This is a genomic window from Chroococcidiopsis thermalis PCC 7203 (genome assembly GCF_000317125.1).
GTDB lineage: Bacteria > Cyanobacteriota > Cyanobacteriia > Cyanobacteriales > Chroococcidiopsidaceae > Chroococcidiopsis > Chroococcidiopsis thermalis.
Genome location: NC_019695.1, coordinates 2,342,701 through 2,369,079 on the forward strand (window position 1 = coordinate 2,342,701; position 26,379 = coordinate 2,369,079).

The following is a 26,379-nucleotide window of genomic DNA, read 5'->3' on the forward strand; positions in this document are numbered from 1 at the left end:
TTACATTATTGTTGCACAGTTACAAATCGGGGGTGGAATAGAATTGTAGCGCAACTTAAATGATTTTCACTTAACTTAGTGCAATGATTAAAAATAATTTAAACCTCTTCACATTTCAGTTATATTTCTAGAGAAAAAAATTCGTACCTACGAAAAGGAATAGATTCGTCAGCCAAAAGTTGGAATTGAGTGATGAGAAGTGGTGTGTGGTGCGCTCAAGGTGGTACGTGAATTAATTTTAGAGTTTGTTGTTGGATTTTGGATTGCTCCCCTGCTCCCTTGCTCCCTTGCTCCCTTGCTCTTCTGCTGCTCTACTATCTACTCCTGTGGATTCATCTACAATCGCTCGCTCTTGACTAGTTACATCATCTGAATTTGAAAGATTTTCCTTTGTCATACTGGCATCGTGCAACCCGCACAATGAATCGAGTCCAGTAGTATCTTGCTTTCCACCCCACTGCCAGCGGTCTAGTACATCTTCTAACAAGACTTCGCGAAACCAAATTTTGCCTACTACAGTTAGAGGTAGCGCCAGTAATAAACCTAAAAAGCCGAAGAACGTGGCAAAAAATACTTGAGCTAGTAAAGTCACGGCTGGTAGTAAAGATACCTGCTGCGCCATGATATATGGTGTCAAAAAATTACTCTCAATTTGTTGAATCACAAAATAGAGAACGAATACGAGTACGGATTTGATCGGCGTATCTAACAGCGCGATCGCCATAGGTGGAATGACACTGATAGTGGGACCGACGTTGGGAATTAAATTGAGAAACCCTGCTAAAACTCCCAATGCCAAAGCTGCTGGTATTCGCAACACTGATAGTCCCACCATACTCATTAGTGCAACTACGCTCGTGCTAATTAAAGCACCAGTCAGCCATTTGCCTAACGACTCCTCGCATTCGTGTAAAATTCCATCTACCCTACGGCGATAAAATGAAGGAAATAATCTCACAAAACCCTGACGGTAAGCATGGGGATTAGCTAACATCATCCCCGTTAATACTAATACAAGTAAAAACTTGATAATAAATTCTAAAGAGCTAGTTACGAAAGCAAAAGAACCGCCCAAGACGCGCTCAAAGAATGGCTGTGCTTGTTTGCTAAGACTATCTACATTTGGTAAGTATGGAGCTACTTGCTGGGGAACGCGAGTTCCTAATTGCTCTATCCAAATGCTGAATCGATCTAAACCTCTAGGAACCCTGACTGTAAGCTCTTGGAACTGCTCGATAAATGGTGGAACAATTAACCAGAAAAAACCAATAACTCCAGCTAGAAATATACCAACTGATAAGATAACAGCAAGCGATCGCCGCATTCCCGATCGCTGAAATCTTCTGGCTAACCGATTTAAGGCAGTCGATAAAATAACTGCGGCAAATAATAATAAGAGAATTTGGCGAATTTGCCACAGAATATAAATGGAAGTAACGATTGCTAATAAACCGAGCCATTGACCGAGGTTCATTGGTAATAGGTAATGGGTAGTTGGTAGTTGGTAGTTGGTAGTTGCTCTCGCTGTTTACCCCTGCTTTTTATGAAATAGATATCGCAAATAGAGCGCGATCGCGATAACGACGGTAGGTAATAATACTATAAATAGTGCTTGGCTTGATGTACCACTCAAAGGCAAGTAAGCACCACCATATTTAATCAGATACGACAGAACGGCAGAGATAATCATCAGCTCTGCAATAAACCATAACTGTTGTTTCCATCCCTCAAAAGCATTCATATAACTATCTTTCATGAAGTGAGTTGGTAGTTGGTAGTTGGTAGTTGGTAGTTGGTAGTTGGTAGTTGGTAGTTGCTCTTCTACCTCCTGTTTCCTATTCCTTTTCTTCACGCTCTTACTGATAACTGATAACTGACAACTGAAAAAGTTCGGCTGTTGCGATAGATATATGGGGTAGTCACCGAACCAGTTAGAGTGTAGAAAATCTTTACAATACGTACAAAATGATGCATAAAAATTAATCAAAATGCCTGTTGAAACCAATAATAATCGCCAGTTCAAACCGCCTAGAGTCCGGCAGTTTGGTGGCAGTTTACTCATTTTGTTGACTGTTCTATTACTGCTCAACTTTATTGTTCCCAGTTTTGGAGCTAGACAGCCACAAGTTGCTTATAGTGACTTTATTGCACAAGTAGAAGCAAATCGGGTAGATAGAGCTATTGTAGGGGGCGATCGCATTGAGTTTACTCTTAAAGCAGATCCTAACCAACCGGAAAGTAGCCTTCCGGCAAACCAAGTTCTCACGACTACGCCAGTCGCAATTGACTTAGATTTACCTAAGATCCTGCGCGATCATAATGTTAAGTTTACTGCTCCAGCACCAAGTAATAGTGGTTGGATCGGTACTCTTCTCAGTTGGGTTGTACCTCCATTAATTTTCTTTGGGATTTGGGGTTTTCTACTCAACCGTCAAGGTGGCGGCGGTCCCGCAGCTTTAACTGTTGGTAAAAGTAAAGCGCGGATCTACTCTGAAGGTAGTACTGGCGTGAAGTTTACCGATGTAGCCGGGGTTGACGAAGCCAAGGCAGAACTACAAGAAATCGTAGATTTCCTGAAAAATGCGAGTAAATATACCCGTTTAGGTGCGAAAATTCCCAAAGGCGTGCTGTTGGTAGGTCCTCCTGGAACAGGTAAAACTCTGCTAGCAAAAGCGATCGCGGGTGAAGCTGGTGTCCCCTTCTTCAGTATCTCCGGTTCGGAATTTATCGAGCTATTCGTCGGTGTCGGTGCAGCGCGGGTACGCGACATGTTCGTCCAGGCGAAGCAACAATCTCCCTGTATCGTCTTTATTGACGAGTTAGATGCTTTGGGTAAGTCTCGCGGTGGTGCGAATGGTTTCCCTGGTGGTAATGACGAACGGGAACAAACCCTGAACCAGTTACTGACCGAAATGGATGGTTTTGATGCCAACACGGGTGTCATTATCATTGCTGCAACTAACCGTCCTGAAGTCTTAGACCCTGCATTACGTCGTCCTGGTCGTTTTGACCGTCAGGTAGTGGTAGACCGTCCTGATAAAATCGGTCGAGAATCGATTCTTAAAGTCCACGCGAGAAGCGTTAAATTAGCCGAGGATGTCGATTTAGGTACGATCGCTACCCGGACTCCCGGTTTTGCTGGTGCTGACTTAGCTAACTTAGTCAACGAGGCGGCGCTATTAGCGGCACGACAAAATCGCGATGCTGTTACTCAAGCGGATTTTAACGAAGCAATCGAACGAGTTATTGGTGGTTTAGAAAAGCGATCGCGGGTACTCAATGAAACCGAGAAAAAGACGGTTGCTTATCACGAAGTCGGCCACGCGATTATCGCCGCTTTGATGCCAGGTGCGGGTAGAGTCGAGAAAATCTCTGTCGTGCCTCGCGGTGTTGGTGCTTTGGGTTACACTCTCCAGTTACCAGAAGAAGACCGCTTTTTGATGATAGAGGATGAAATTCGCGGTCGAATTGCTACGCTATTAGGCGGGCGATCGGCAGAAGAGTTAATCTTTGGTAAAGTCTCGACTGGTGCGAGTGACGACATTCAAAAAGCTACCGACTTGGCAGAGCGTGCCGTTACCCTGTATGGTATGAGCGATGAATTGGGACCTGTAGCGTTTGAAAAGACTCAGCAAGAGTTTCTCGGTGGATATGGCAATCCTCGCCGTTCTGTCAGTCCGAGAGTCGCCGAGGAGATCGATCGCGAGGTGAAAGAAATAGTTGATGGAGCGCATCACATCGCGCTGGCTACCTTGTCCAATAATAAGGAGTTATTGGAAGAAACAGCTCAGTTGTTATTACACAAAGAAATTCTTGAAGGTGCAGAACTGCGGGAACGACTCAACCGCGCTCAAGCTCCAGCTGATATGGAAGAGTGGTTGCGATCGGGTAAACTACCTCAAGATCAGCCTTTGATGCAATCTGTTTTGGTGTAGATAACAATGTAGAGACGTTACATGTAACGTCTCTACATTGTTATCAGTTAGCGATCGCTCTTTTGGGGGCGATCGTTTTTTATTTGCCTTTGAATGAAATTTAATTCATAGCAATTCTCGATTGCGTGCATGACATTTGTAGGGGCGCACAGCCGTGCGCCCCTACAGATCGTCTGTTTTACCTAATTACAAACCACTATCAATGAAAGTTTACTGCGATCGCACGGCTTTAACCAACGCCTGACAAGCACGCAAGAAAACTCCTACATCTACACCTAAAGCCACAAACTGCACGCCAGTTGCAATCCATTGCTGGGCAATTTCTGGAGTGTCGGCAAATGTCCCCGCTGCTTTGCCAGCCTGACGGATAGTTTCTACTCCAGTCCGCATCAACTCAACGACACGGGGATCTCGTACTTGTCCGGCAATTCCTAAAGATTGCGACAAATCGTAAGGACCGAGAAAGATAACATCAATGTGGGGAACGCTGGCAATTTCTGCTAAGTTATCAATACCTTGTTTGCCTTCGACCTGAACGACAACTAAAGATGTTTCATTTAACTGCTCGATTCTTTGCGTTCCGGCGGCTGTGTAAACCCCGGCACGGGTATAGAGTGACAACCCTCGCGCCCCCAATGGACTGAACTTTGCTCCCTTTACTACTGCTTCCGCATCGGCTTTCGTCTCGATTTGCGGCACTTGTACCCCCGCACTACCAACATCAAGCGCTTTTTGGATCTGGGCTGGATTGTTCTGACTGACACGAATAATTGGTGCTAACTCCACGCAGTCAGCAGCGCGACATAAATCTTCCGCTATTAGAGTATTAAGAGAACCGTGTTCTAAATCAATCACAACAAAATCCAAACCTGCATGTCCGCAAATTTCGATAAATGCCGGATAAGCGCAGTTGGTAAATAATCCCAAGACAACCTCGCCCTGGTGTAATTTGTGTTTGAGTTGGTTTTGATACATAGTGATTAGTGGTAATTGGTAATTGGTAATTTGTCTTTTCTCCTCCAGCCTCCCCAGCTCCCTCAGCTCTTTTCCCCTGCTCCCTTTCTTTTATGCTTTACACCTATCCACCTCTTCATGCTGGAATTTTACTCAAACGCTATAAGCGCTTTCTGGCTGATATTGAGCTGGAAACGGGGGAAGTGGTAACGGCACATTGTGCAAATACTGGTCCGATGACGGGGATTTGTACGCCTGGAAGTCGGGTACTAGTGTCGTATAGCTCGGTTACTACGCGCAAATTACCTTATACTTGGGAGGCGATTGAAGTCAACGACAACGAGCCTACCTGGGTAGTTGTGAATACTGCTTTACCCAATCGTATTGTCAAGCTGGCACTGGCACAAAAACTGTTTCCCGAACTCGGTAGCTATAGCCAAATTCGCTGTGAAGTCCCCTATGGTGCAGATCGGAAAAGTCGCGTAGACTTTTTATTGACTGGCGATCGCCCGATTTATATTGAAGTTAAAAGCACGACATGGGCGCAGCAAAGATTAGCTATGTTCCCTGATACCGAAACGATACGAGGACAAAAGCATTTACGAGAATTGAGCGCGCTTTTGCCTCACGCAAGGGCAGTCATGTTTTATGCTATTAACCGGGGTGACTGTACGCAGTTTGCTCCTGGTGATGCTGCCGATCCAGTCTACGGTCACCTGTTGCGTGAAGCTATGCAACTAGGTTTGGAGGTTTTGCCTTGCCGCTTTGAGGTAACTCCGGTTGGAGTGCGCTATTTGGGTTTGGCAGATCTAAAAATATGAATGTATCGATAATTTGCAGTTAACTCTAACTTGATTGAAATCTATGACTTCATCTTTACAATCTTTCATGGTGATTGATAAATAATAACTACCGAGAACTAATTTTTTGCCTGCTTTTTTTGACTTGCGACCGATAATCAAAATCATCCAAAATTTAAATATTAAAATAGCAAGATTATATGTTTAATTTTTAAATTTATTTGTGAATAGTAAAAAAATATATGTATCTAACTGCTATACGTTCAATTTCAGTTATAGGATACACTTCTAACTTCTAACTTATGACTTCCGAGTTCCTCATGACCGCTACTACTCTAAAACAGACGATCTTACAGCACATGAATCAGCAATCTAGCAGTGCCACCAAGACATTAAATTTATTGAGTATCGGTCAAAGAGGAGTTGGCAAAACAGTGTTTTTGGCTGGCAGCTACATCGAACTGCATTCGGGTTTCACAGCAGAACGCCCGCAAAAATTATGGTTTGATAGCCACAACAGTCAAGAGCAAGAAAAGATTGAAAAAGTTCTGAACTATATTACGCAAACAGGTCAATATCCGCCCCCCACAATGAAAATTGCCAGTTTCAACTTTAGTTTGAAGCGACATGGTTGGTGGAAAACCAAGACTCTCTGCGATTTTAGTTGGTGGGATTTACCAGGGGAATCTTGCGACTTTAATAACCCTAAATATCAAAAACTCGTGTTGAGTTCTCATGGTTGCTGTGCGTTTATTAATGCAGAAGCGTTAGTAAACAATGCTGCTTACCTACCACAACTAACGCAAACGATCGATCAAGTGGCAGCGATCGCCTCTTTAGTCAACCAACATAATATCAAATACGCGATCGCTCTAGTTTTCACCAAATGCGATTTACTTGCCCCAGAACCGTTAAGCCTGCTGCAAATTGAGGAAAAAATTCAACCTCTCCTATCTCGTCTAGATGCAGCCAAAACGAACTATCAAAAATTTTACTCTGCCATCCCGCTAGTCACGTTTGCAGGCGTACCCCAACTTAAACCAACTGGTGCAGCTACACCGATTCTATGGCTTGTATCAGAGTTGAAAAGATTGCACCAAACGCAACCTAAACAAGATTTGGGCAGTGGTTTAAAGCAACAGCTACTTTCTCCCGTTGAGCAAACGTTTATTTTCAAACAGATGCTCGGTAGCAAAAGCCTGCCCCTAATCCTATCAGGTATAGGTATCTTAGGAGTTGTAGGAATTGCTGTCACCTCATTGTGGGGCGGAAAACCACTAGCGATCGCACCCAAAGCTGCTTCAGACACAGACAGCAAAATTCAAGCCTACGAGCAACTTCTACAAAACGATCCCGGCAACTTTGATGCCTTAGTCGAGCTAGCAAACCTACGTATCCAACAAGGACAACCAAATTTAGCCATTCCGTTAATGGAAAAACTCGTCAGGCAAGAGCCAGAAAGACTGGAACTCCAATTGAATTTAGCTCAGCTTTACAAACTAACCGAACAACTGCCAAAAGCAGAATCCACTTACGATCGCGTCCTCTTACAAGAAAAAGACAATGTTGCAGCTTTGGTCAATAAAGCCCTGATCCGCGTCGAACAAGGCGATCGCCAAACCGCCAATCGCCTCTTTTCACAAGCAGAAAAAGCTGCCCCATCCAATTTGAAAGCCAAAGTTCGCGATATTGCTAAAAATAGCCTTTCGAGTAGGGAGTAGGGAGCCGGAGACAAAATTCAAGATTCAAAATTCAAAATTCACGCATTGGGACAAGGAGGACAAGGAGGACAAGGGAGCGGAGGAGCTGAGGGAGCTGAGGGAGCCACAACCATCAACCATCAACCAACAACCATTAACCATCAACTACCAACTCGTCAGTAACCTTGCCTTTCTGAGTAAAAATTTCAGCACGGTTTCTTCTTGGGCAACAATATCTGCATTAACTTCCATTCCAGGTTTGAGCGAGTAGGTGCGATCGCCTTTGACTAGATAAGGTTTTTCTGGCTGAATCGTGACTTCGTAGTATGGTGAGGCAGTATTGGGTGATTGACTTTGGGGGACGATCGCATCGGCAGAAATCGCCCTTACCGCACCTCGTAGAATACCGTAATCGGGATAAGGATAGGCAGAAATCCGCAACTGCACTCTTCCGGTTTTACAGTCTGCAACTGCCGCTTTCTGGCAGATTTGAATACTACTGATGTCTTGAGCAGCTACTCGCGCTTTAATTGTTAGCGCCGCTTGAGTAGGAGCGATCTGCGCGATCGATTGCCCTACATTTACAACTTGTCCGGGGTTGCGTAACTCCAGTTTCAAGACTTTACCAGCGTCAGGAGTTAAGAGAACGGCTTTTTTCAGCTCGTGCTGGACTTGCTGTAGTTCTCTAGCGGCGCGATCGATCTCATTTTCTAGGGCAAGACGACGTTGACGCAACACCTCTCGGTCTTTATTTAAATTAGCTAGGGAGATCTCGCCCTTAGCTCGCTCTTGGGCAACTTGTTCTGTTGCCATCGCGATCGCTGCACTTGTAGGATTTAGCGCGGCTTTGGCTCCTTTGAGTTTAGCTTCAGCAGCAGCAAATGCTTGTTCTTTTTCTTTAATTTGTAACTGCGTCACCGCTCCTGTATTTGCCAGTTGCTTGAACTGTTCCATCTCGACTTTCGATAACTCTAGTGCTGCTGTTGCTTCTTGTACTTGAGCTTGGGATGTGATTTGTCGATCCTGATATTCCCGTTGATAGCGTTGCAATTGGGCAGTAGCCGCAGCAACATTGCGCTCGATTAAGCCTGACTCAAACTCACGCTGTCTTTTGAGGGATAGTAATTGAGCATCGATTTGAGCCAGTTGTAATTCGTTATTTTTGATACTGCCCGTCACCTGTTGCTGTTTTGTCAAGAGTTGAGCGTTATCGATAATTGCGATCGCCTGTCCTTTTTTGACTGATTGGTTTTCTTTAACCAAAATCTGTTGTATGGAGCCAGCGATCGCGGCTTGGACTATTCTCGTCTCTCCTGCCGGACGGATAGTAGCAGCAGACTTTACCATTGCTTTGTAATGAATCGTAGCAGCCAGAGCCAGCCCTATAGCTACTGTACCTAGTAGCAACAACCCACCTAAAGTCGTCCACAGGCTCACGGGGGGGAGAAACTCATTACTCTGCACTGGGCGTAAGAAAGCAGGATTTGCTTCAGGTGATGGGTTCTTGGGCGTGTCCTGGCGGACTAAACGCAAGACACTGTTTTTATTTGGTTCCGACTGCATTAGCTAGTACTTAAATAGTTTTCCATCGGGCAGAAGAAGGAGGATAGGAGTGGGTGTCAGCTATTTTTTTCACTCCAAATATTGCCAAATTGAAAGTTCATAATTCTTGATTTTTAGCTTGATTTTTCGGCTTAATTTTTCTGACAAAAAGAATTTTTATTTGTGTAATTTGATGCCAAAATTGCTATTGGCAGCAAAATCATAAAGAATTTTGGTTTAAATTGCAACATATTTTTTGTAAGTCTAGAATTTTAAGTATCGCTACTGTACAGCAACTTTATTTGAGTTGTAAATCGATCGAAGATCGATCGGGCAATTGGAGAGCGTTGCCTGCAATTGAGGCAAACAATTAAGCAGTATTGCATTCGTTCTCAAGACATTAAGGTTTATTAATTTGCGATCGCGGCTTTGTGCAGTTGATTACACTATCTGAGTCTTGAGCAAACAAAGTCTTGAGCAAATTCAGACAAATTTTTGATTCTTCTAGACATTTCAACAGAAACGCTTCCATCTGTTTGTCTGAGAAATAGTCAGCTTAATTGTAGAACCAAAAAACGTGAAACAAAAGCTTGTTCTCCAACACAGTGAAGAAGATTGCGGCGCTGCTTGTCTTGCCGCTATTGCTAAATTCTACGGACGACTGCTGAAAATTAATAGTATTAGAGAAGCAGTAGGTACGGGATCGCAAGGGACAACACTGCTAGGTTTGCGCAGAGGTGCAGAAGCTTTAGGCTTTAATGCTCGTTCTGTCAGGGCATCTCCAGAAATTTTGTGGAAGCTACAACAACTCCCCTTACCAGCCATTATTCACTGGAAAGGCAATCACTGGGTAGTTTTGTATGGCAAGCAGGGGAAAAAATACACGATCGCCGATCCAGCGATTGGAATGCGTTATCTGTCGCGCATGGAGTTGCTAGAAGGCTGGACAGATTGGATTTTGCTGCTACTAGAACCCGATCCCGTCCGCTTTTACGCTCAAGTTGGAGAACAAGACAATCGCTTTGAACAGTGGATACAGCGACTTTGGGTATATCGCGCCATTCTTGCCGAAGCTGTTGGGTGCGCGATCGCCGTTGGTTTACTGTCTTTAGCGACTCCGTTTCTCCTCCAAATCTTGACAGATGACGTGCTGATTCGGGGCGATCTTCAACTACTGACATCTGTAGTACTGGCAGTTATCGCACTGAGTTTTGTCAGGCGTGGCTTGGCACTGGTGCAAAGCAATTTGATCGCTCATTTCGCTCAGAGAATAGAACTAGGTTTAATTCTAGAATTTGGACGGCAAATTTTACGATTGCCCCTACTTTACTATGAGTCACGGCGCAGTGGGGAAATTGTTAGTAGACTGCGAGATATTCAAGAAATAAATTTATTGCTCTCGCGAGCTATTATCAGCTTACCAGGAGAGTTATTTGTCGCTATAGTTTCTTTTATTTTCATGCTAATGTATAGTCAAAAACTGACTGTATTTGCTGTATTCTTAGCAGGCGCGATGACTTTATCGACAATTTTATTTTTGCCAAGCTTGCAGCAAAAAACTCGTAAACTATTAGTTACGGAAGCAGAAAATCAAGGAATTTTAGTAGAAACATTCAAGGGAGCGCTAACACTCAAAACAACTGCTGCGGCTCCCCAGTTTTGGGAGGAATATCAAAGTCGTTTCGGTCAATTAGCAAATCTTGCATTTGGGACAATGCAAATCGGTATTGTCAATAATACCTTTTCTGGGCTAGTTGCAGACGTGGGTGGAGTAGCTCTACTTTGGTTTGGCAGTACTTTGGTCATAGGGAAAGAACTCAGTCTCGGTCAGCTACTAGCATTTACTACGTTAAACCGTAATGTCGCAACATTTATCATTGCCTCACTCGATTTTGTCGATGAATTCGCTCGGATTGAAACTGCTAATTCTCGGTTGCAAGAAGTGATTACCCATCCACCAGAAATCAAAGATGAAAAGCAAAAACCTTGGGTAGATATTTCCGATACAGCCGATATTGCCTGTTCTAAAATTGAGTTTCATTACCCTGGTAGAACAGATGTCGTGCAAGATTTTTCACTAACTATTCCTGGGGGTCAAGTTGTAGCGCTGATTGGTAAGTCAGGTTGCGGTAAAAGCACGGTAGCTAAACTGATTGCAGGTTTGTATACGCCACAGTCGGGTAACATTCGGATTGGAAGATATAATATTCAAGATATTTCGTTAGACTGCCTGCGACAACAAGCAATTTTAGTACCTCAAGAACCGCATTTTTGGAGTCGTTCGATTATTGAAAACTTTCGGTTAGGAATGCCCCACGTTCGCTTCGATCAAATTGTCAGAGCGTGCGAAATTGCCCAAGCAGATGAGTTTATCGCGAAGTTATCTGATAAGTATCAAACAGTTTTAGGTGAATTTGGCGCGAGTCTCTCTGGCGGACAAAGACAAAGATTGGCGATCGCTCGTGCTATTGTTAACAATCCGCCCATTTTAATTCTCGACGAATCCACGGCAGGGCTAGATCCGGCAAGTGAATCGCAGGTGTTAAATCAGTTGCTTCACCATCGTCGCGGCAAAACCACAATTTTGATCAGCCATCGTCCTCGCGTAATTAATTTAGCTGACTGGGTTATCTTCCTGCGCCAGGGGAGAATGTATGCTCAGGGAACGATCGCAGAATTGCAAGCGCACCCTGGGGAGCATATAGAATTTTTGCATCCGTAAACAATCCATAACAATCTATGTAGATCCCCCCTAGCCCCCCTTGATAAGGGGGGTTGGGGGGATCTCATGTAAAAGTGGGCATTAATCTCCATCAGCAACAGCCAGAAATTCAACTATATTTGCAACCAAGCAAGACCTTTTGCTGTATCTTTTTGCTGTATCTTTAAAACGCAACCGCCGATCGCGAAGTAGCATAGATCCTGTAGATATGTGTCGGAAGAGAGGAATGCGATCGCTATGGGGATGACCCTGACAGAAAAAATCTTAGCTAAAGCCTCCGGTCGAAACGCGGTCGAACCAGGGGAAAATATCTGGGTGGATGTTGACTTGTTGATGACACACGATGTTTGTGGACCTGGAACTATCGGTGTCTTCAAGCGCGAGTTTGGTGCAGATACAAAAGTATGGAACCCTGAAAAGATCGTCCTCATCCCAGACCACTACATCTTTACCGCCGACGAACGCGCCAATCGCAACGTAGATATTCTACGCGATTTCGCCCACGAACAAGGAATTAAATACTTCTACGACATCACCGATCGCAGCAATTTTAAAGCTAACCCAGATTATAAAGGGGTCTGTCACATTGCCCTCGCCCAAGAAGGGCATACCCGCCCCGGAGAAGTCTTATTCGGGACTGACTCCCACACTTGTAATGCTGGCGCTTTCGGTCAATTTGCTACAGGAATTGGTAATACCGATGCAGCATTTATTATGGGTACGGGCAAGTTACTGATTAAAGTTCCTGCCACAATGCGATTCGTTCTCGATGGCGAAATGCCCAATTACTTATTGGCAAAAGACCTGATTTTGCACATTATTGGCGATATTAGCGTTGCTGGAGCCAACTATCGGACGATGGAATTTGCTGGGGAAACCGTCAGCCGCATGACAATGGAAGACCGCATGACCCTGTGTAATATGGCGATCGAAGCTGGGGGTAAAAATGGGACGATCGCGGCTGATGATACCACTTTCGAGTACGTCCGCGCCCGTACCGATAAACCATTCGAGCCAGTCTACACCGACTCCGATGCCAAATTCTACAGCGATCGCCGTTACGATGTCTCGCAGTTAGAGCCAGTTGTCGCTCAACCCCACTCTCCAGATAACCGCGCACTAGCACGAGAATGCAGCGATGTCAAGATCGATCGCGTGTACATTGGTTCCTGCACGGGGGGTAAAACTGAAGACTTTATCCACGCCGCCCATATTCTCAAAGGACAGCAAGTCAAAGTACCTACCTACCTCGTACCTGCGACGCAAAAAGTTTACAACGACTTGTTTACACTCAAATACGAAGGGCAGACTCTATCAGAAATCTTCCTGCAAGCTGGATGTATCGAACCCACTGCGCCCTCCTGCGCAGCATGTTTAGGGGGACCAAAAGATACTTTCGGGCGGATGAACAAGCCAGAGGTTTGCGTTTCTACGACTAATCGTAATTTCCCTGGTCGCATGGGTGATAAGTCAGCACAAATTTATCTCGCTTCCCCCTACACCGCCGCCGCTTCTGCCTTGACAGGTTACGTCACCGATCCGAGAGAGTTTTTGTAAGTCGTAAGTTGTAAGTCGTAAGTCGTAAGTTAAGATTCTGTCTCTTACCTCTTACTACTTACTTCTTGCCTATTACCCATTACCCATTACCGTTATCAGGAAAAATTACAATGAATTTGCGAAATTTAGTTAGAACCTATAATTATTTGAGTCCGCAGCAAAAGATTGTGATGGCGATCGCGGCAGTTTTAGGTGGTGGAGTCTTGCTGTGCATTCCTTTATTATCGCTACAGCCATCTCGTCCACCTGCTGTGAGTACAGGTGGTGCTGTTGGTAATCCAAACGGCGGACAAAATCCTTCAGGGGAAAACAACGCCGAACCGAGTCAAGTCGCACCCCTTGACACTGCAAATCCCATCGATCTCCCTGCTGATAGCAGTGCTGGAACTGGATTGGGTAGCGACTCTGCTTTTGGTGGAACTAGTACAAACTCCTCTAGTAGCGGTGGTAGTAGTACTCTAGATACCACAGATCCGCTAGATGAAAGAGTCGCAAATCAACGGCGATCGCCTGCGTCGTTGAACGATTCTTTATCCAATAATGTAGACAACCCTTACTCTCAATCGACAATGGGTCGATACCAGTCTCCTACTAGCATCAGCAACAGTCCCTATAGTGCTAGTCCTGGCAGTAGTAGTAATTTATCAACTGCCTACGGTCGTGGTGCTGGTGGCTCGTCTACATCTTCATCATCGTCCCGATTATCTAATCTCGAACCTGCTAAAGGCAACAACTTTACCTATCTCAACCCCTTCAGCCCGAATAGCGGTAATGGAACGACAGGCGCTAATTCCAACGCGACAAACCTTCCTGGTAATACCTCAGCAATTCCCAGTCAAAGCGCGATCGCTCCTAGCGGCTTGGGTGGTAATAGTAATGGCATGAATGCTTCTCCTCGCAATGGTTCTAGCAGTGTTGCTCCACAAACATCTGCTCCCACCAGCCAGCAAAATCCTTCCTTCCCAACCCCTTCTTCCCCAGGCAACACTCAGTCAGCGCCAAATCCTTGAGGAAGGGAGCAGGGGAAGAGAGCTGAGGAAGCTGAGGGAGCAAGACAATTCGCAATTCACAACTCGCAATTAATTCCGAATTCCGAATTCCGAATTCCGAATTCTCCCCACACCACTTTCTTACTCCTCATTCCTTGTTAAAAAAGCTTCCACTTCTGCGGCGGTGGGTTGGGCGGCGATCGCGCCTGGTTTGGTTGTCGTCAGCGCCCCTGCCGCACTAGCATAGGTGACAACCTGTTTGGCAATTGCGGCATCAGCGAGGCTGTGAATACCCCGTTGACATAACTGGTGGACGAAGCCAGCTACAAAGCTGTCACCCGCACCAGTGGTTTCGACGACAGGCACGGAAAAACTAGGGGCTTTGCCTTCATTTTCAGACAAGCAGTAAGCGCAACCATTTTCTCCATCCGTGATCAGCACTCCTTCGACGGTATTGAGGCGATAGGCGATCGCCCCTGGATCGGCTGTTTGGAACAGCAAGAGTGCTTCTTCTTTGGAAAGTTTGAGAAAATCGACTTGCGGTACGATTTCTAAGATTGTTGCTACAGCTTTATCGGGATCTTGCCAAAATACAGGTCGCCAGTTGACATCTAGCAAAATTTTGGCGTTGTATTGGTCTGCGAGTTGTAAAGCGCGACGGACGCTAGCACCACTCTCGGGATAAGCAAGTTCTAAAGTTCCCAGTACGAGAAAATCAGCGTCCTCAAATAGAGATACAGGCAAAGCAGACGCTTGTAGATGTGTATCGGCAAATTCTGCCGTGTCGTAGTCGGCAAAACCTGCAAAAATGCGATCGCCTGACTCAGTGCGGGTAACATAGATTTGCCTTGTTGGTGCTGTGGGATGGCGTTGAATCCCCGTCGTATCGACTCCTACAGTTTGCAGTAACTCTACTAAGGTATTTCCTGGTTCGTCTTTACCCACACAGCCAATGAAACTAGAAGTTGTACCGAGCTTGACCAAAGCACAGGCGACATTAGCAGGTGCGCCACCAGGATAGGGTGTCCAAGACTCAACTTGTTCGAGCGATCGCCCTAGTTGATCGGCAATCAGATCGAACAGAATTTCACCCAAGCACAGCACGCGAGAATTACTCATTCCAGCCAGCATTTAATGAATGTACGACTTTACCATTACCCTACAACAGAAACAGTTGTCAGTTATCAGTGGCTAGTGACTGGTGACTAGTGACTAGACCGAAACTAAGAATCTGGTTCTACCAGCCACTAGCCGCTAGCCACTCACTACTTCTTCTTTAAGTAACAAATATTACTTAATTAAGCTTTACTAAATTTATTACAGTTCTCTTTTTGCTCCAATGTCAGCTTATAGAGCAAAAATACTAGTCAAACTTCTAAAACGATAGAGGATCGTCACTAGAAGAATCCTCTAGAATTGAAAGAGGAGCGTGAGTAGATCTACTAAGGAAAAAATACTTCATGGCTGGTGGCGAGTCTCAAAACCCTGTTTCCCTGTCAGAAAGAGAGCTACAAATCATCGATTTGGTAGCTGCTGGCTTGACCAATCAGGAAATAGCAGAAAAGTTGGAAATCAGCAAGCGTACTGTTGACAATCACATTAGTAATATTTTGACCAAAACAGCTACAGAAAATCGCGTATCTTTGGTACGATGGGCTTTACAGTGGGGAAAAGTCTGTCTTAACGATGTTAACTGCTGCCCTTTACCCGTGAGTGGCGATCGCGAAGTTTTCTAGCAATTAAATTTTCTAACAATAGTCGAGTCGCGAAATTTCGCGGCTCGACTGCTTTAAAGTAGTAAGCGCTAGATTAAGAGAAAAGTCTCCGATCGGGCTGCTACTAGCGGTGTTGGTATGAACAATTTCGCCCCAGACAACGTTTTTGAATCGTTAATCCCTTGGTTCAATTTTGGGGAGAATATTCCTCAACCTACCCAAGACGCGGATTTAGTCAAGCATCTTCCCTTTGTTCCCGGGTTGAAAGAACTGTTGATGCTGAGGCAAGTTCATGCACTAGAACACGCTACAGTTTGGCTCTTAAGCCAGTCAGGGCGATCGCCATATCCTCGTTTTTCGTCCCAGCAAACAGACAACGAATCGTTAGGCGGTCTATCTACTGAACGAGGCTTTTACATTTACGGTCAGGTGAATAAAATCGAACTACAGCGGGCAGTGCTGGCTGCCCTTCAGCGTCTTACCAATGGAGAGTGGAATTTAGCCTTGCATCCCCGTTGCGGTACGAATGTGTCGGTAGGATTGTTGCTAGGCTTGGGACTAGTCATGGGTATGCATTTGCTGCTACCGCGATCGCCGATCGAGCAGATGTTGGGGTTAGGAGTAGCAGCAACAGCCGCCGCCAATTTAACTCCCGAACTGGGAATGCTAGCACAGCGCCATGTCACGACAGCTATCCCCTTCAATTTGGAAATAGTTAATATCGCAGATGTTCGCGACGAAACCGGACGCACTGCCCACTTCGTCCAAGTTCGCTGGCGGGAATTAGTTATTAGTGACTAGTGACTAGTGGCTGGTGACTAGTCACTCACGAATGACCAATGACCGCTTTAGATAAATAACTTAACAGTTGATTGTGAGATTACCAAAACATTGTATCTTGATGCTATTAACCCGCTCGATTAGCAATTATCTATAACAGGGAAGATACTCATGGTTGAACGTGGTTCTAAGGTGCGGATCTTAAGAAGAGAATCCTACTGGTATCAAGATGTTGGTCTTGTTGCTTCTGTTGACAAAAGCGGCATCAAGTATCCAGTCATCGTTCGCTTTGATAAAGTGAACTATGCTGGCGTAAATACTAACAACTTTGCTGATTTTGAACTTCTAGAAATAGAAAAACCAAAAGCTAAAGCGAAGAAGGCTACGCCTGTGGCTTCTGGTGGTCAGCAAACTCCAATTCAGGAAGATATCCGCAAAACAGGACAAGCTGGACAATCTACAGCTAAAGGTGCTGCCGTACAAGAATCCGGTAGTAGCGATCCACTGGTAGAAGGTGGTGGCAATCAGGGAACTGAAAAACGATAAATCGTGCCTGAATTGCCAGAGGTAGAAACAGTTCGACGGGGTGCAAATCAAGTCACCCTGAATCGAGAAATTACGGGTGGGGATGTGTTGCTCGATCGCACCATCGCCTACCCGTTTTCTGTGGCAGATTTTCTCAACGGGATCTCGGGAAAAGCGATCGCCCAATGGCATCGACGCGGGAAGTATCTGCTGGCAGAGTTAGTCAAAGGGAGCAGGGAGCAGGGAGCAATTCCAAGTTGCAAGTCGCAAGTCGCAAGTCGCAAGTCACAACTAATCCCAAATTCCGAATTCCGAATTCCGAATTCCGAATTTCTTGGTGTTCACTTACGAATGACTGGACAGCTGTTATGGCTTCCACAGGACGAGCCTTTACACAAACATACGCGAGTCCGATTATTTTTGGCTGAGAATTGGGAATTGCGCTTCGTCGATCAACGCACTTTCGGACAGATGTGGTGGGTTCCTCCAGAACGAGTGGTTGAATCAGTCGTGACGGGATTAGCAACATTGGGTCCCGATCCGTTTTCTTCAGATTTTTCTGTGGAATATTTTGCGACAAAATTGCGCGATCGCCGTCGTCCGATCAAAAATGCCTTATTAGACCAATCAATCGTTGCAGGAATCGGTAACATCTACGCTGATGAAGCGCTGTTTCGCGCTGGCGTGCAACCCCAGACCTTATGTGCGGATTTGCGATCGCCACAAATATCGCGCCTGCGAACCGCCATTCTTGAAGTGTTAGAAGCGAGTATCAACGCTGGTGGCACGACTTTTAGTAATTTTCTCAACGTTCAAGGCGTTAACGGTAATTATGGCGGTGTAGCTTGGGTTTATAACCGAGCAGGCAAACCCTGCCGCATCTGCAATACTCCCATACTAAAACTACGTTTAGCTGGGCGATCGGCTCACTTCTGTCCGCAATGCCAGAAATGAGGGGCGAGGGAATTCGGAATTCGGAATTCGGAATTCGGAATTAATATCAATTCCCTATTCCCTATTTCTTATTCCCTGCTCCCTACTCCCTACTCCCTGCTCCCTACTCCCTACTCCCTGCTCCCTGCTCCCTGATAACTGTAAAATGCGAAAAGAAATAGTTTAGCAATCTGAAAGAGCAGCATATGGCGATTAAAAGAGGGGATATGGTTCGTGCCGTGCGCGAACAGCTAGAAAATAGCCTAGAAGCACAAGCTAGCGATTCTCGCTTTCCCAGCTATATTTTTGAAACCAAAGGAGAGGTTTTAGATATTAAAGGTGACTATGCGTTAGTCGTATTTGGACATGTACCAACTCCGAATATTTGGTTGCGAGTCGATCAACTAGAGTCATTCAAGTAATTTAAAAGAGATCTCCCAACTGAGATAAAAACAGGGCTTTAAATTCCCCCCTTTTTCATGGAAGTTAGGGGGGATCGAGATCTGAAGCTTCAAGTGCGTAAATTATCAAGGAGACAAAACTGTAGTTTCAGGGTTACACCAGGGGTTATACTCAGTTAGCTAATTCTCTGGCGGATTGTAAAAAGGCGATCGCTTTTTGACAATCTTTAGGATTAGTTGTAACTGAATTTAAGAAACTTTAAACTAAATGACAAATATTTCGGCTGATACCCGCATTCCTTTTCCATGTCACCTTGTCTATGCTACATACCGAGATAAGCTGAACGATCTCATTCCCTACATGCACAACGTGCGATCGGTTCAAATCAAATCTCGGCGCGAAGAAAATGGCAAAGTTTACACCATAAATGAATGGCATGGTGGCGGTGAAATTCCTGCCGCAGCTAGAGCAATTCTCAGCGAAGATATGCTGTCTTGGACGGAATACAATACCTGGGATGAATCAAATCTGACGCTGGAATGGCAAATCAAAACTCATGCTTTCACAGAAGCCGTACATTGTGGTGGGAAAAATCAATTCATTGCTGAGGGCGATACAACTTTAATTCAGAGTCGGGGAGCAATGAGTATCGATCCGCATCAGATGAAGGGAGTGCCTTGGTTTCTGACTGGGACTATAGCCCATGTGGTTGAGGATTTTTTAGGTAAAAAAATCGAACCTAATTTATTACAAATGAGCGAAGGCGTGCGTCATTTTTTAGAACAAGCAACAAAAAATCGATCGCTTTGACACGGATTTTCTCTAACTTCTGTGCTTGGGCGATCGCCAGTTTATCTCTGCTGCGTCAAGATGTCAACCGCTACTTCTTTATGAGGATTCGCAAGAGTAAAAATCCGCTAGAGTAGAACACAGTGCCAAAGAATACGCCATATTCATCTCGGCATTTTACTCCAGCTGACAATGAGTTATTTAGAGACAACAGCAAAGTTTTACTCCGAAGTCGCAGAAACACCCCAAATCGGTCTATGCTGCGTGCAAAGCAGTCCCCTGCAACTACCCGGACTCAAAATTCCCCTGGCAATGCAGGAAATGAACTACGGTTGCGGTACAACTGTCCACCCTACCGAACTAGCTAACCAGCCGACAGTACTATATGTAGGCGTTGGTGGTGGTTTAGAGGCATTACAATTCGCTTATTTTTCTCGCCGTCCTGGTGCTGTGATTGCTGTCGATCCAGTTGCAGCCATGCGCGAAGCAGCTACACGGAACCTACAAGCTGCTGTGACAGAAAATTCTTGGTTCGATCCTAGTTTCGTCGAAATTCGGGCAGGTGATGCTTTTAATCTTCCCGTACCAGATACCTCTGTGGATGTAGTAGCGCAGAACTGTCTGTTTAATATATTTGAGCCAGATGATTTAACTCTTGCCTTAAAAGAAGCTTGGCGAGTGCTAAAACCAGGCGGACGCTTGCAAATGAGCGATCCAATCGCCACTCGTCCGATTCCAGTACACCTGCAACAAGATGAAAGACTGCGGGCGATGTGTCTGTCAGGCGCACTCACATATGATGAGTATACTCAGACGATCGTAGATGCTGGTTTTGGACAAGTTGAAATTCGGGCGCGTCGTCCCTATCGGTTGTTAGATTGTCATACATACAACCTGGAAGAAAATTTGCTTTTAGAAAGCCTCGATTCTGTATCTTTCAAAGTGCCAATCCCAGATGATGGAGCCTGTATTTTTACAGGAAAAACAGCCATTTATGCTGGTACAGAATCCTTTTTTGATGACTCAGCCGGACACGTACTTCAACAAGGAATTCCAGCCGCAGTCTGCGATAAAACAGCAGCCAAACTCGCTGCTTTGATGCCAACTGAAGTTATAGTGACTAATTCAACTTGGCACTATACTGGGGGCGGATGTTGTTAGTTAATAGTTAATAGTTAATAGTTAATGGTTGATGGTTGATGGTTGAGATGAATCGAAAATTGACCATTAACTATCGATCGCAAAAGAAAAGTACCGCTCAAATCATGATTCAAACATCAATTACACCTTTCGCCCGTAAATTAAAAACGCCTTTAACTAAAAGTCAAATCAAAGTTTTACAAATAAATTTAGGTAAGCGCTGTAACCTGGCTTGCACTCATTGTCATGTTGAGGCAAGTCCAAAACGAACAGAGGAACTTTCACCCGTAATTTGCAGTCAATTAATTCAAGTTATCGAACGATTTCCTGAAATTCAAATTGTTGATTTAACTGGTGGCGCTCCAGAAATGAATTACGGTTTTAAACCTATAGTTGAAGCCGCACGCCAACATGGTAAGCAAGTTATTGTTAGATCTAATTTAACGATTTACTTTGAACCTGGTTTTGAAGATTTGCCAGAATATTGCACTCGACATCAAACGAGAATCGTTGCTTCACTCCCCTGCTATATGGCTACCAATGTGGATAAAATGCGAGGACAAGGAGTTTTCGACGCTTCGATCGCAGCAATACAAACCCTAAATCGGTTGGGTTATGGTAAAGAGCCTGAATTAATTCTCGACTTGGTATACAATCCTCAACTACCAGTCAGCGATCGCTTCTCTCTGACTCCCGACCAACATAAGCTAGAAAAGGATTATAAAATCTTTTTGCAAGAACATTTTGGAATCACATTCAATAACTTATTTACAATTACTAACTTACCAGTAGGGCGCACGCTGCTACACCTACAAAGAAAAAAACTGTACGCTTCATACTTGGAATTTCTAGAGTCTAATTTTAATCCGAATACAGTCGAACACTTAATGTGTCGGGACGAACTTTCTGTAGATTACTTAGGTAATATCTACGACTGTGATTTTAATCAAATGATGAATTTACCTGCCAAAACTCGTGCTGGGGAAACTTTAACAGTAGCGAAAATTTTGGCAGCAGGGACTTTAGGCGTAATCGATGAAATTCAAACCGCACCCTATTGTTACGGCTGCACGGCTGGGAGCGGTTCCAGTTGTGGTGGAGCGTTGACAGAGAGCAGGGAGTAGGGAGCAGGGACCAGGGAGAATTACTTTTGAGTTTTGACTTTTAACTTTTGACTTTTGACTTCTGCCTTACTGCACCAGTAAAGCCACAGCATAGGCGCAGATCCCTTCCTCGCGTCCTTCGGGACCTAATTTTTCGTTGGTAGTCGCTTTGATGCCGATTTGTTCTGGCTCCACTTGCAGAACGGTAGCAAGGCGATCGCGCATGGCTGTAATATGAGGTTTTAGTTTTGGGCGTTCTGCTACGACTACGGAATCGATATTACCAATTTGCCAACCCCTTTCTTGAATCAATTGGTTGACTTTACTCAGCAGTACCAAACTATCTGCACCTTTCCATTGCGGATCGGACGGGGGGAAATACAAGCCAATATCTCCCAGACTCAGCGCCCCCAGCATGGCATCCATAATTGCATGGGTGAGTACGTCAGCATCGCTATGTCCTAACAATCCCAATTCATGCGGAATTTCTACCCCTCCCAAAATTAAACGGCGTTCTGTAGTTAGTTGGTGGATGTCGTAGCCGTTACCGATGCGAATTTTTTGCATAGAATGAATTTCCTGTGAATATATGTAATTGAGTTGTTAATTATTGGCAATACAACTTTAAAACTTTGCGATCGCCAAAAAGAGATTTTAGATCGCCAACACTAATCTACCAGGCGCAGTCAGTCATTTAGCCAAGTTGGGAGATTTTGTATAATCGCTCCCACAAATCTTTGGGACTTAACTGCTATGTCTTACACCCAAGAAATTAGTCGCGCCACGCCGGGATACCTAGTCATCCTGATCGATCAATCTTTCTCTATGTGCTATCCGTTTGGTTCCGCAGGCACGAAATCGAAAGAATGCGCTAAGGCTGTGAATCGGGTATTGCGCGAGACAGTCTTAGCTTGTACTGATGGCGAGGACATTAAAAATAGCTGCGACATCTCAGTATTGGGCTATGGCAAGCTAAAAGATGCAGCCGTCAATGCTTTTTCGGGAACATTAGCCGCGAAACCAGTTGTCACCATTCAAGAACTGACTGAAAATTGCTTGCGAGTCGAAACTATCAAAAGAAAAGTATCGGATGGAGCAGGCGGATTAGTAGAAATCGACGACCAATTTCCGATCTGGATCGAACCTGCGGCGGTGGGAGAAACTCCTATGACAGAAGCATTTGAAATGGCGCATCAATTAGTCCAAGACTGGATTGAAACGCATCCCTCAAGCTTTCCCCCTGTTGTAATTAATATTACCGATGGTGAAGCCGACTCCTTACCCACAACCCGCAAAGCAGCTGAGGCACTCGCAGGACTAGAAACGGATGATGGCAAGACTTTGTTACTCAACGCTCATATCTCTGGCAATGCAGCACAAGAAGTCGTCCTTCCCGCTGCTCCCACCCAGTTACCCAAGGGAGATAGTTACGCTCAATTTTTATTTGAAACTTCTAGCGAATTGCCCCCAAATATGCTCGAACGAGCTGCGGCATCTGGGTTGAATCCAACTCCATATGCTAAAGGTTTTGTGTATAATGCCAAACTCGAAACCCTGATTCAACTATTAGAAATAGGAACAAAAGCAGAATTTCGCGGGTAGATTATCTACTTAAATTCAATGTCTTATGAAATCCGCTATTTCTCTCTACCTAAAGTTGGCGAACTAGAGCAAAACATTCAAGATCGCTTTGAGAACAGCCCCGATGGTAGTTTAGTAGCTCTAGCAGACGGGGCTAGTACTTCGCTATACCCGCAAAAATGGGCGGAGATTCTCGTCAAATCTTTTTGTCATGTAGCAGAAAACCCGATTGAGAGTATCCGGCGATCGCATGAGGATTGGTTGCAGCCATCTCAAGAAATTTGGCGACAATATTACTTAACTAAACTTCAATCTCCTAATCGTAAATGGTGGCAAGGAGGCTCGGAAATCAAAAATCGCGGCTCAGCTACTTTTTTGGGGTTGCAACTACAAAACTTAGAGCTACAAAACTTAGAAGATTTTCCCAAAAGCCAATGGCAAGCTGTCGCCGTAGGAGATACTTGTTTATTTAAACTAGAGCAGGAGACTGGCAATCTCCTCACTTTTCCTATGACCGCTGCACGAGATTTTAAAAGCACAACACTCTGTTTTGAAAGTTTACCGGAATACACTTCATTTCCACCTCAATTTGCCGCAGGATGGTATGAGTACGGAGATATTTTTTTACTAGCAACAGATGCCTTATCTCAATGGCTTATATCAGATTATGAAGCCCAAGGAGAAGACTGGAAAAAAGCGTTTCAATTTCACCAACAGCAGGATTTCGATCGCTTTATCAACAAACTCAGACAACAAAAACTGATTAAAAACGATGATACGACATTAGTAGTAATAAAAGTGAGTAGCTAGCGGCTAGTGGCTAGTAGTAGAATTTTTCAGCTAGTCGCTAGTCACCAGCCACTAGTCACTGATAACTGATAACTGACAACTGAATTATGAAATATCCCAGTCGTTCGGAATACTGTAGCGCAATTCGCAATCCTCAATTTGCCTTTCGTAAAAAAGATCCTCAAACCAAAATTGAGCGCGATTTGGATGCAAGCTTGGTCGCGGGAAAAGCAGTAGAAAGAATTAAGCCTGATGGTACTAAAGATATTTGGTCGGCTGCTGGAAGTTTCGCGATCGCTTTTAAATTTGAAACTTCATCACCTCGCAAACTTTGGGCAGTGAGATGTTTCTACCGGAGTAACTTTGAGGTCAAAAATCACTATAAACAGGCTTTAATCCGATTAAAAAATAGTTCATGTCGAAATTATTTTGTAGATTCTACCTTTTTAGAAGCAGGAATTAGAGTACAAGGCGATTGCTACCCAATCTTGAAAATGGAATGGGTAGAAGGGGAAAATTTAAAAAAGTTTATTAAAGCAAATCTTGGGAAAAGAAATGTTTTACTCTCTTTGGCAGAGCGATGGCGTGAATTATGTAAAAACTTATACGATGCTGGTATTGCTCACGGCGATCTGCAACATGGTAATGTTTTGGTAGTTAAATCTTTTCAACAGTTTTCGCTCAAACTCATTGATTATGACAGTCTCTACTTTTCAGAAGATCGCCACTCAGTTGATGATAATATCAAAGGATTGTCTGATTACCAACACCCTTTGCGAAAATCTTTAGAAAAAAGATGTTTGGAGATTGATTTTTTCCCTCAATTAGCAATCTATTTATCTATTTTGGCTTTGGCAGAAGATAAAAAACTCTGGGAAGTTTATCAACTAGATGCTAGAGAAGGGTTGCTATTTTCACGGTCAGATTTTCAAAATCCCGATACAGCAGATATTTTCAAATATTTAGCTCAATTCTGCGATCCGATTCCAGAATTGACAAGGAAGATGAAGCAGATTTGCCGATTTAAAGAGTTTAAAAATATCCCCAGTTTAGAAACAGTTCTCTCCACCGAACAGTGGGTAGAATCGCATCATAAAAATTCAGTCGAGCGGCATTCTAGTTCTAGTCAACTGCTCAATTCGATTGTTTCTTGGTTGAAGGAAAGATCCCCCCAACCCACGCCACTTTGCTCAACGGAGGACACCTCCGCACGCAAGTGGCTCCCCTTAAAAAGGGGGGCTATGAGAGAGTGTACTGAAGTGGCTCAGGTGAGCGTACTGGCAACAAACCTAGAACAGGAGGCTATGAGAGAATCTGCTGAAGTCGAGCGGGTGAGCGTAGTTGCAACAAACTTAACAAGCGATTCCGTGCGAGAATGCCCCGAAGTGCAAGGAGAAGATAGCTTGGAGCCAGTAGTGAAAATAACTGCGCTTTCAAGTGAAATTCAACCAGTTCAGCCTTTAGCTGCATCTCCAAAAAAGATAAGAGGATGGGACCCGCGATCGCTCAAGTCAGACTATACAAAATATATCAAACCAGTTAGCTCAATTCATAATACTAGTACAAAAATATCGTCAATCCCTACTCAGTTTGGAACTTTGGTGAAGCAAAAAACAGAGAAACTTCTGAACTGGTTAAATAGTACAAAAGATAATTTCTTGAAAGCCTGTCATTCAGTTTTGAGAAATTTAGGCTTGCATTTGCAAAACTTGAAGTCAACAATTGTGCAGGCGATCGCACCTATATTCAATCGGTTGAAACAAATAAATCGAGTTCAAATTCCAACAAACCCTATCATTCATCAACCAAAAATCATCGATAAACGCAATGGAGGACAAGAGGAAAGCAAAATTTCTGACTTGAGTTACGTTACTACTGCATCAACTGAATTAGCAAATCCATCTGTTCCTAAAATCGATTGCGCTCAAACCTCCGTCCAGCTACAACCGTCCCAGCCAAAAACCCAAACAACTGCCCAAGTCGCCGCTCAACTGGGGTGTTCTTTGAGTTGGTGTCACGCTCAACGATACCAGCATCCAGACCGATTCTTAGCTGACATTCACTACTACAAAGATACAGCGGGAATCGTGCATTGGATGGAAGCGGGAATCGAGCAATTATGTTGTCTAAAATCAGAAAAAAGTTTGAAATCACAAAAAAAATTATCTGATATTCCGGCAAACTCTTTACCAACAAAAGAAGTCAGTCGTCGTCTAGGAGTTTCACCAGAATGGCTGACCAAAACCAAAGCCAAACATGCCTCCGACTTTGCGATCGACATTCACTATCACACCGATGCAAGAAAAAGGTACTATTGGACTCCGACAGGTATTCAGTTATTACAAAAACTGCTCGACGAGCAAAAACCGCTTGTAGTAGATGGTTACTAGCTTAGAGAAAAATACGTCATGTGTAGCGGCTTT

At 44.3% G+C, this 26,379-nt stretch carries 23 protein-coding genes; 17 read left to right on the forward strand and 6 right to left on the reverse strand.

Annotated elements, in window-relative coordinates; genetic code table 11:
* Positions 1-238: 238 nt before the first annotated feature.
* A complete protein-coding gene (locus CHRO_RS10320) occupies positions 239-1,474 on the reverse strand; it encodes an AI-2E family transporter (protein WP_015154150.1) in 1,236 nt (411 codons plus the stop codon).
* A 54-nt stretch (positions 1,475-1,528) separates the two neighbouring features.
* Complete coding sequence (locus CHRO_RS10325) at positions 1,529-1,852, reverse strand: hypothetical protein (RefSeq protein ID WP_219336127.1); 324 nt, start codon at positions 1,850-1,852, stop codon at positions 1,529-1,531.
* A gap of 136 nt (positions 1,853-1,988) precedes the next feature.
* Here CHRO_RS10325 and ftsH point away from each other — a divergent pair, with 136 nt between their 5' ends.
* Positions 1,989-3,935: an ATP-dependent zinc metalloprotease FtsH gene (gene ftsH, locus CHRO_RS10330; RefSeq protein WP_015154152.1), complete on the forward strand. Its 1,947-nt coding sequence runs from the start codon at positions 1,989-1,991 to the stop codon at positions 3,933-3,935.
* A 210-nt stretch (positions 3,936-4,145) separates the two neighbouring features.
* Here the strand turns inward: ftsH and CHRO_RS10335 are convergent, their stop codons facing one another.
* Positions 4,146-4,910, reverse strand: a complete 765-nt coding sequence (locus tag CHRO_RS10335) for an HpcH/HpaI aldolase family protein (protein WP_015154153.1) — start codon at positions 4,908-4,910, stop codon at positions 4,146-4,148.
* 92 nt (positions 4,911-5,002) lie between these two features.
* Here CHRO_RS10335 and sfsA point away from each other — a divergent pair, with 92 nt between their 5' ends.
* Together sfsA and CHRO_RS10345 are read left to right on the forward strand one after the other, a co-directional pair.
* Positions 5,003-5,710, forward strand: a complete 708-nt coding sequence (sfsA, locus tag CHRO_RS10340) for a DNA/RNA nuclease SfsA (RefSeq protein ID WP_015154154.1) — start codon at positions 5,003-5,005, stop codon at positions 5,708-5,710.
* 299 nt (positions 5,711-6,009) lie between these two features.
* A complete protein-coding gene (locus tag CHRO_RS10345; RefSeq protein WP_015154155.1) occupies positions 6,010-7,410 on the forward strand; it encodes a tetratricopeptide repeat protein in 1,401 nt (466 codons plus the stop codon).
* Between the two features lie 144 nt (positions 7,411-7,554).
* Here CHRO_RS10345 and CHRO_RS10350 read toward each other — a convergent pair whose 3' ends face one another.
* A complete protein-coding gene (locus CHRO_RS10350) occupies positions 7,555-8,952 on the reverse strand; it encodes a beta-barrel domain-containing protein (RefSeq protein WP_015154156.1) in 1,398 nt (465 codons plus the stop codon).
* Positions 8,953-9,508: 556 nt separating this feature from the next.
* On the opposite strand from CHRO_RS10350, the gene CHRO_RS10355 reads away from it, so the two are divergent.
* The 3 genes from CHRO_RS10355 (at position 9,509) to CHRO_RS10365 (ending at position 14,220) form a co-directional block, all read left to right on the forward strand.
* Positions 9,509-11,653 (forward strand): peptidase domain-containing ABC transporter, encoded by a 2,145-nt coding sequence (locus CHRO_RS10355; protein ID WP_015154157.1) that lies wholly within the window; start codon positions 9,509-9,511, stop codon positions 11,651-11,653.
* A 237-nt stretch (positions 11,654-11,890) separates the two neighbouring features.
* Positions 11,891-13,210: a 3-isopropylmalate dehydratase large subunit gene (locus CHRO_RS10360; RefSeq protein ID WP_015154158.1), complete on the forward strand. Its 1,320-nt coding sequence runs from the start codon at positions 11,891-11,893 to the stop codon at positions 13,208-13,210.
* A gap of 110 nt (positions 13,211-13,320) precedes the next feature.
* Positions 13,321-14,220 carry a hypothetical protein gene (locus CHRO_RS10365; protein WP_015154159.1) on the forward strand — a complete coding sequence of 300 codons (900 nt, stop codon included), beginning with the start codon at positions 13,321-13,323 and terminating at the stop codon, positions 14,218-14,220.
* Positions 14,221-14,340: 120 nt separating this feature from the next.
* Here the strand turns inward: CHRO_RS10365 and CHRO_RS10370 are convergent, their stop codons facing one another.
* Positions 14,341-15,318 (reverse strand): carbohydrate kinase family protein, encoded by a 978-nt coding sequence (locus CHRO_RS10370; RefSeq protein WP_041463004.1) that lies wholly within the window; start codon positions 15,316-15,318, stop codon positions 14,341-14,343.
* Positions 15,319-15,659: 341 nt separating this feature from the next.
* Here CHRO_RS10370 and pedR point away from each other — a divergent pair, with 341 nt between their 5' ends.
* The 8 genes from pedR (at position 15,660) to arsS (ending at position 21,607) form a co-directional block, all read left to right on the forward strand.
* Positions 15,660-15,935, forward strand: a complete 276-nt coding sequence (pedR, locus tag CHRO_RS10375; protein WP_015154161.1) for a photosynthetic electron transport-dependent transcriptional regulator PedR — start codon at positions 15,660-15,662, stop codon at positions 15,933-15,935.
* A gap of 117 nt (positions 15,936-16,052) precedes the next feature.
* Positions 16,053-16,715 (forward strand): DUF6391 domain-containing protein, encoded by a 663-nt coding sequence (locus CHRO_RS10380; RefSeq protein WP_015154162.1) that lies wholly within the window; start codon positions 16,053-16,055, stop codon positions 16,713-16,715.
* A gap of 150 nt (positions 16,716-16,865) precedes the next feature.
* Complete coding sequence (locus tag CHRO_RS10385) at positions 16,866-17,240, forward strand: photosystem I reaction center subunit IV (RefSeq protein WP_015154163.1); 375 nt, start codon at positions 16,866-16,868, stop codon at positions 17,238-17,240.
* A gap of 3 nt (positions 17,241-17,243) precedes the next feature.
* Positions 17,244-18,173, forward strand: coding sequence for a DNA-formamidopyrimidine glycosylase (locus CHRO_RS10390; RefSeq protein ID WP_015154164.1), 930 nt, complete (start codon positions 17,244-17,246; stop codon positions 18,171-18,173).
* Between the two features lie 185 nt (positions 18,174-18,358).
* A complete protein-coding gene (ndhO, locus tag CHRO_RS10395) occupies positions 18,359-18,574 on the forward strand; it encodes an NAD(P)H-quinone oxidoreductase subunit O (protein ID WP_015154165.1) in 216 nt (71 codons plus the stop codon).
* Positions 18,575-18,821: 247 nt separating this feature from the next.
* A complete protein-coding gene (locus tag CHRO_RS10400; protein ID WP_015154166.1) occupies positions 18,822-19,364 on the forward strand; it encodes a hypothetical protein in 543 nt (180 codons plus the stop codon).
* A gap of 171 nt (positions 19,365-19,535) precedes the next feature.
* A complete protein-coding gene (gene arsM / locus CHRO_RS10405) occupies positions 19,536-20,504 on the forward strand; it encodes an arsenosugar biosynthesis arsenite methyltransferase ArsM (protein WP_015154167.1) in 969 nt (322 codons plus the stop codon).
* A gap of 104 nt (positions 20,505-20,608) precedes the next feature.
* Positions 20,609-21,607, forward strand: coding sequence for an arsenosugar biosynthesis radical SAM (seleno)protein ArsS (arsS, locus tag CHRO_RS10410; protein WP_041463005.1), 999 nt, complete (start codon positions 20,609-20,611; stop codon positions 21,605-21,607).
* A 66-nt stretch (positions 21,608-21,673) separates the two neighbouring features.
* Here the strand turns inward: arsS and ispF are convergent, their stop codons facing one another.
* Entirely contained in the window at positions 21,674-22,153 is a 480-nt protein-coding gene (gene ispF / locus CHRO_RS10415; protein WP_015154169.1) for a 2-C-methyl-D-erythritol 2,4-cyclodiphosphate synthase, read from the reverse strand.
* A 186-nt stretch (positions 22,154-22,339) separates the two neighbouring features.
* Here ispF and CHRO_RS10420 point away from each other — a divergent pair, with 186 nt between their 5' ends.
* The 3 genes from CHRO_RS10420 (at position 22,340) to CHRO_RS10430 (ending at position 26,346) form a co-directional block, all read left to right on the forward strand.
* Complete coding sequence (locus tag CHRO_RS10420) at positions 22,340-23,188, forward strand: vWA domain-containing protein (protein ID WP_015154170.1); 849 nt, start codon at positions 22,340-22,342, stop codon at positions 23,186-23,188.
* 18 nt (positions 23,189-23,206) lie between these two features.
* Positions 23,207-23,977 (forward strand): protein phosphatase 2C domain-containing protein, encoded by a 771-nt coding sequence (locus CHRO_RS10425; RefSeq protein ID WP_015154171.1) that lies wholly within the window; start codon positions 23,207-23,209, stop codon positions 23,975-23,977.
* Between the two features lie 86 nt (positions 23,978-24,063).
* Entirely contained in the window at positions 24,064-26,346 is a 2,283-nt protein-coding gene (locus tag CHRO_RS10430) for a BUD32 family EKC/KEOPS complex subunit (protein ID WP_015154172.1), read from the forward strand.
* The last annotated feature ends 33 nt before the right edge of the window (positions 26,347-26,379 follow it).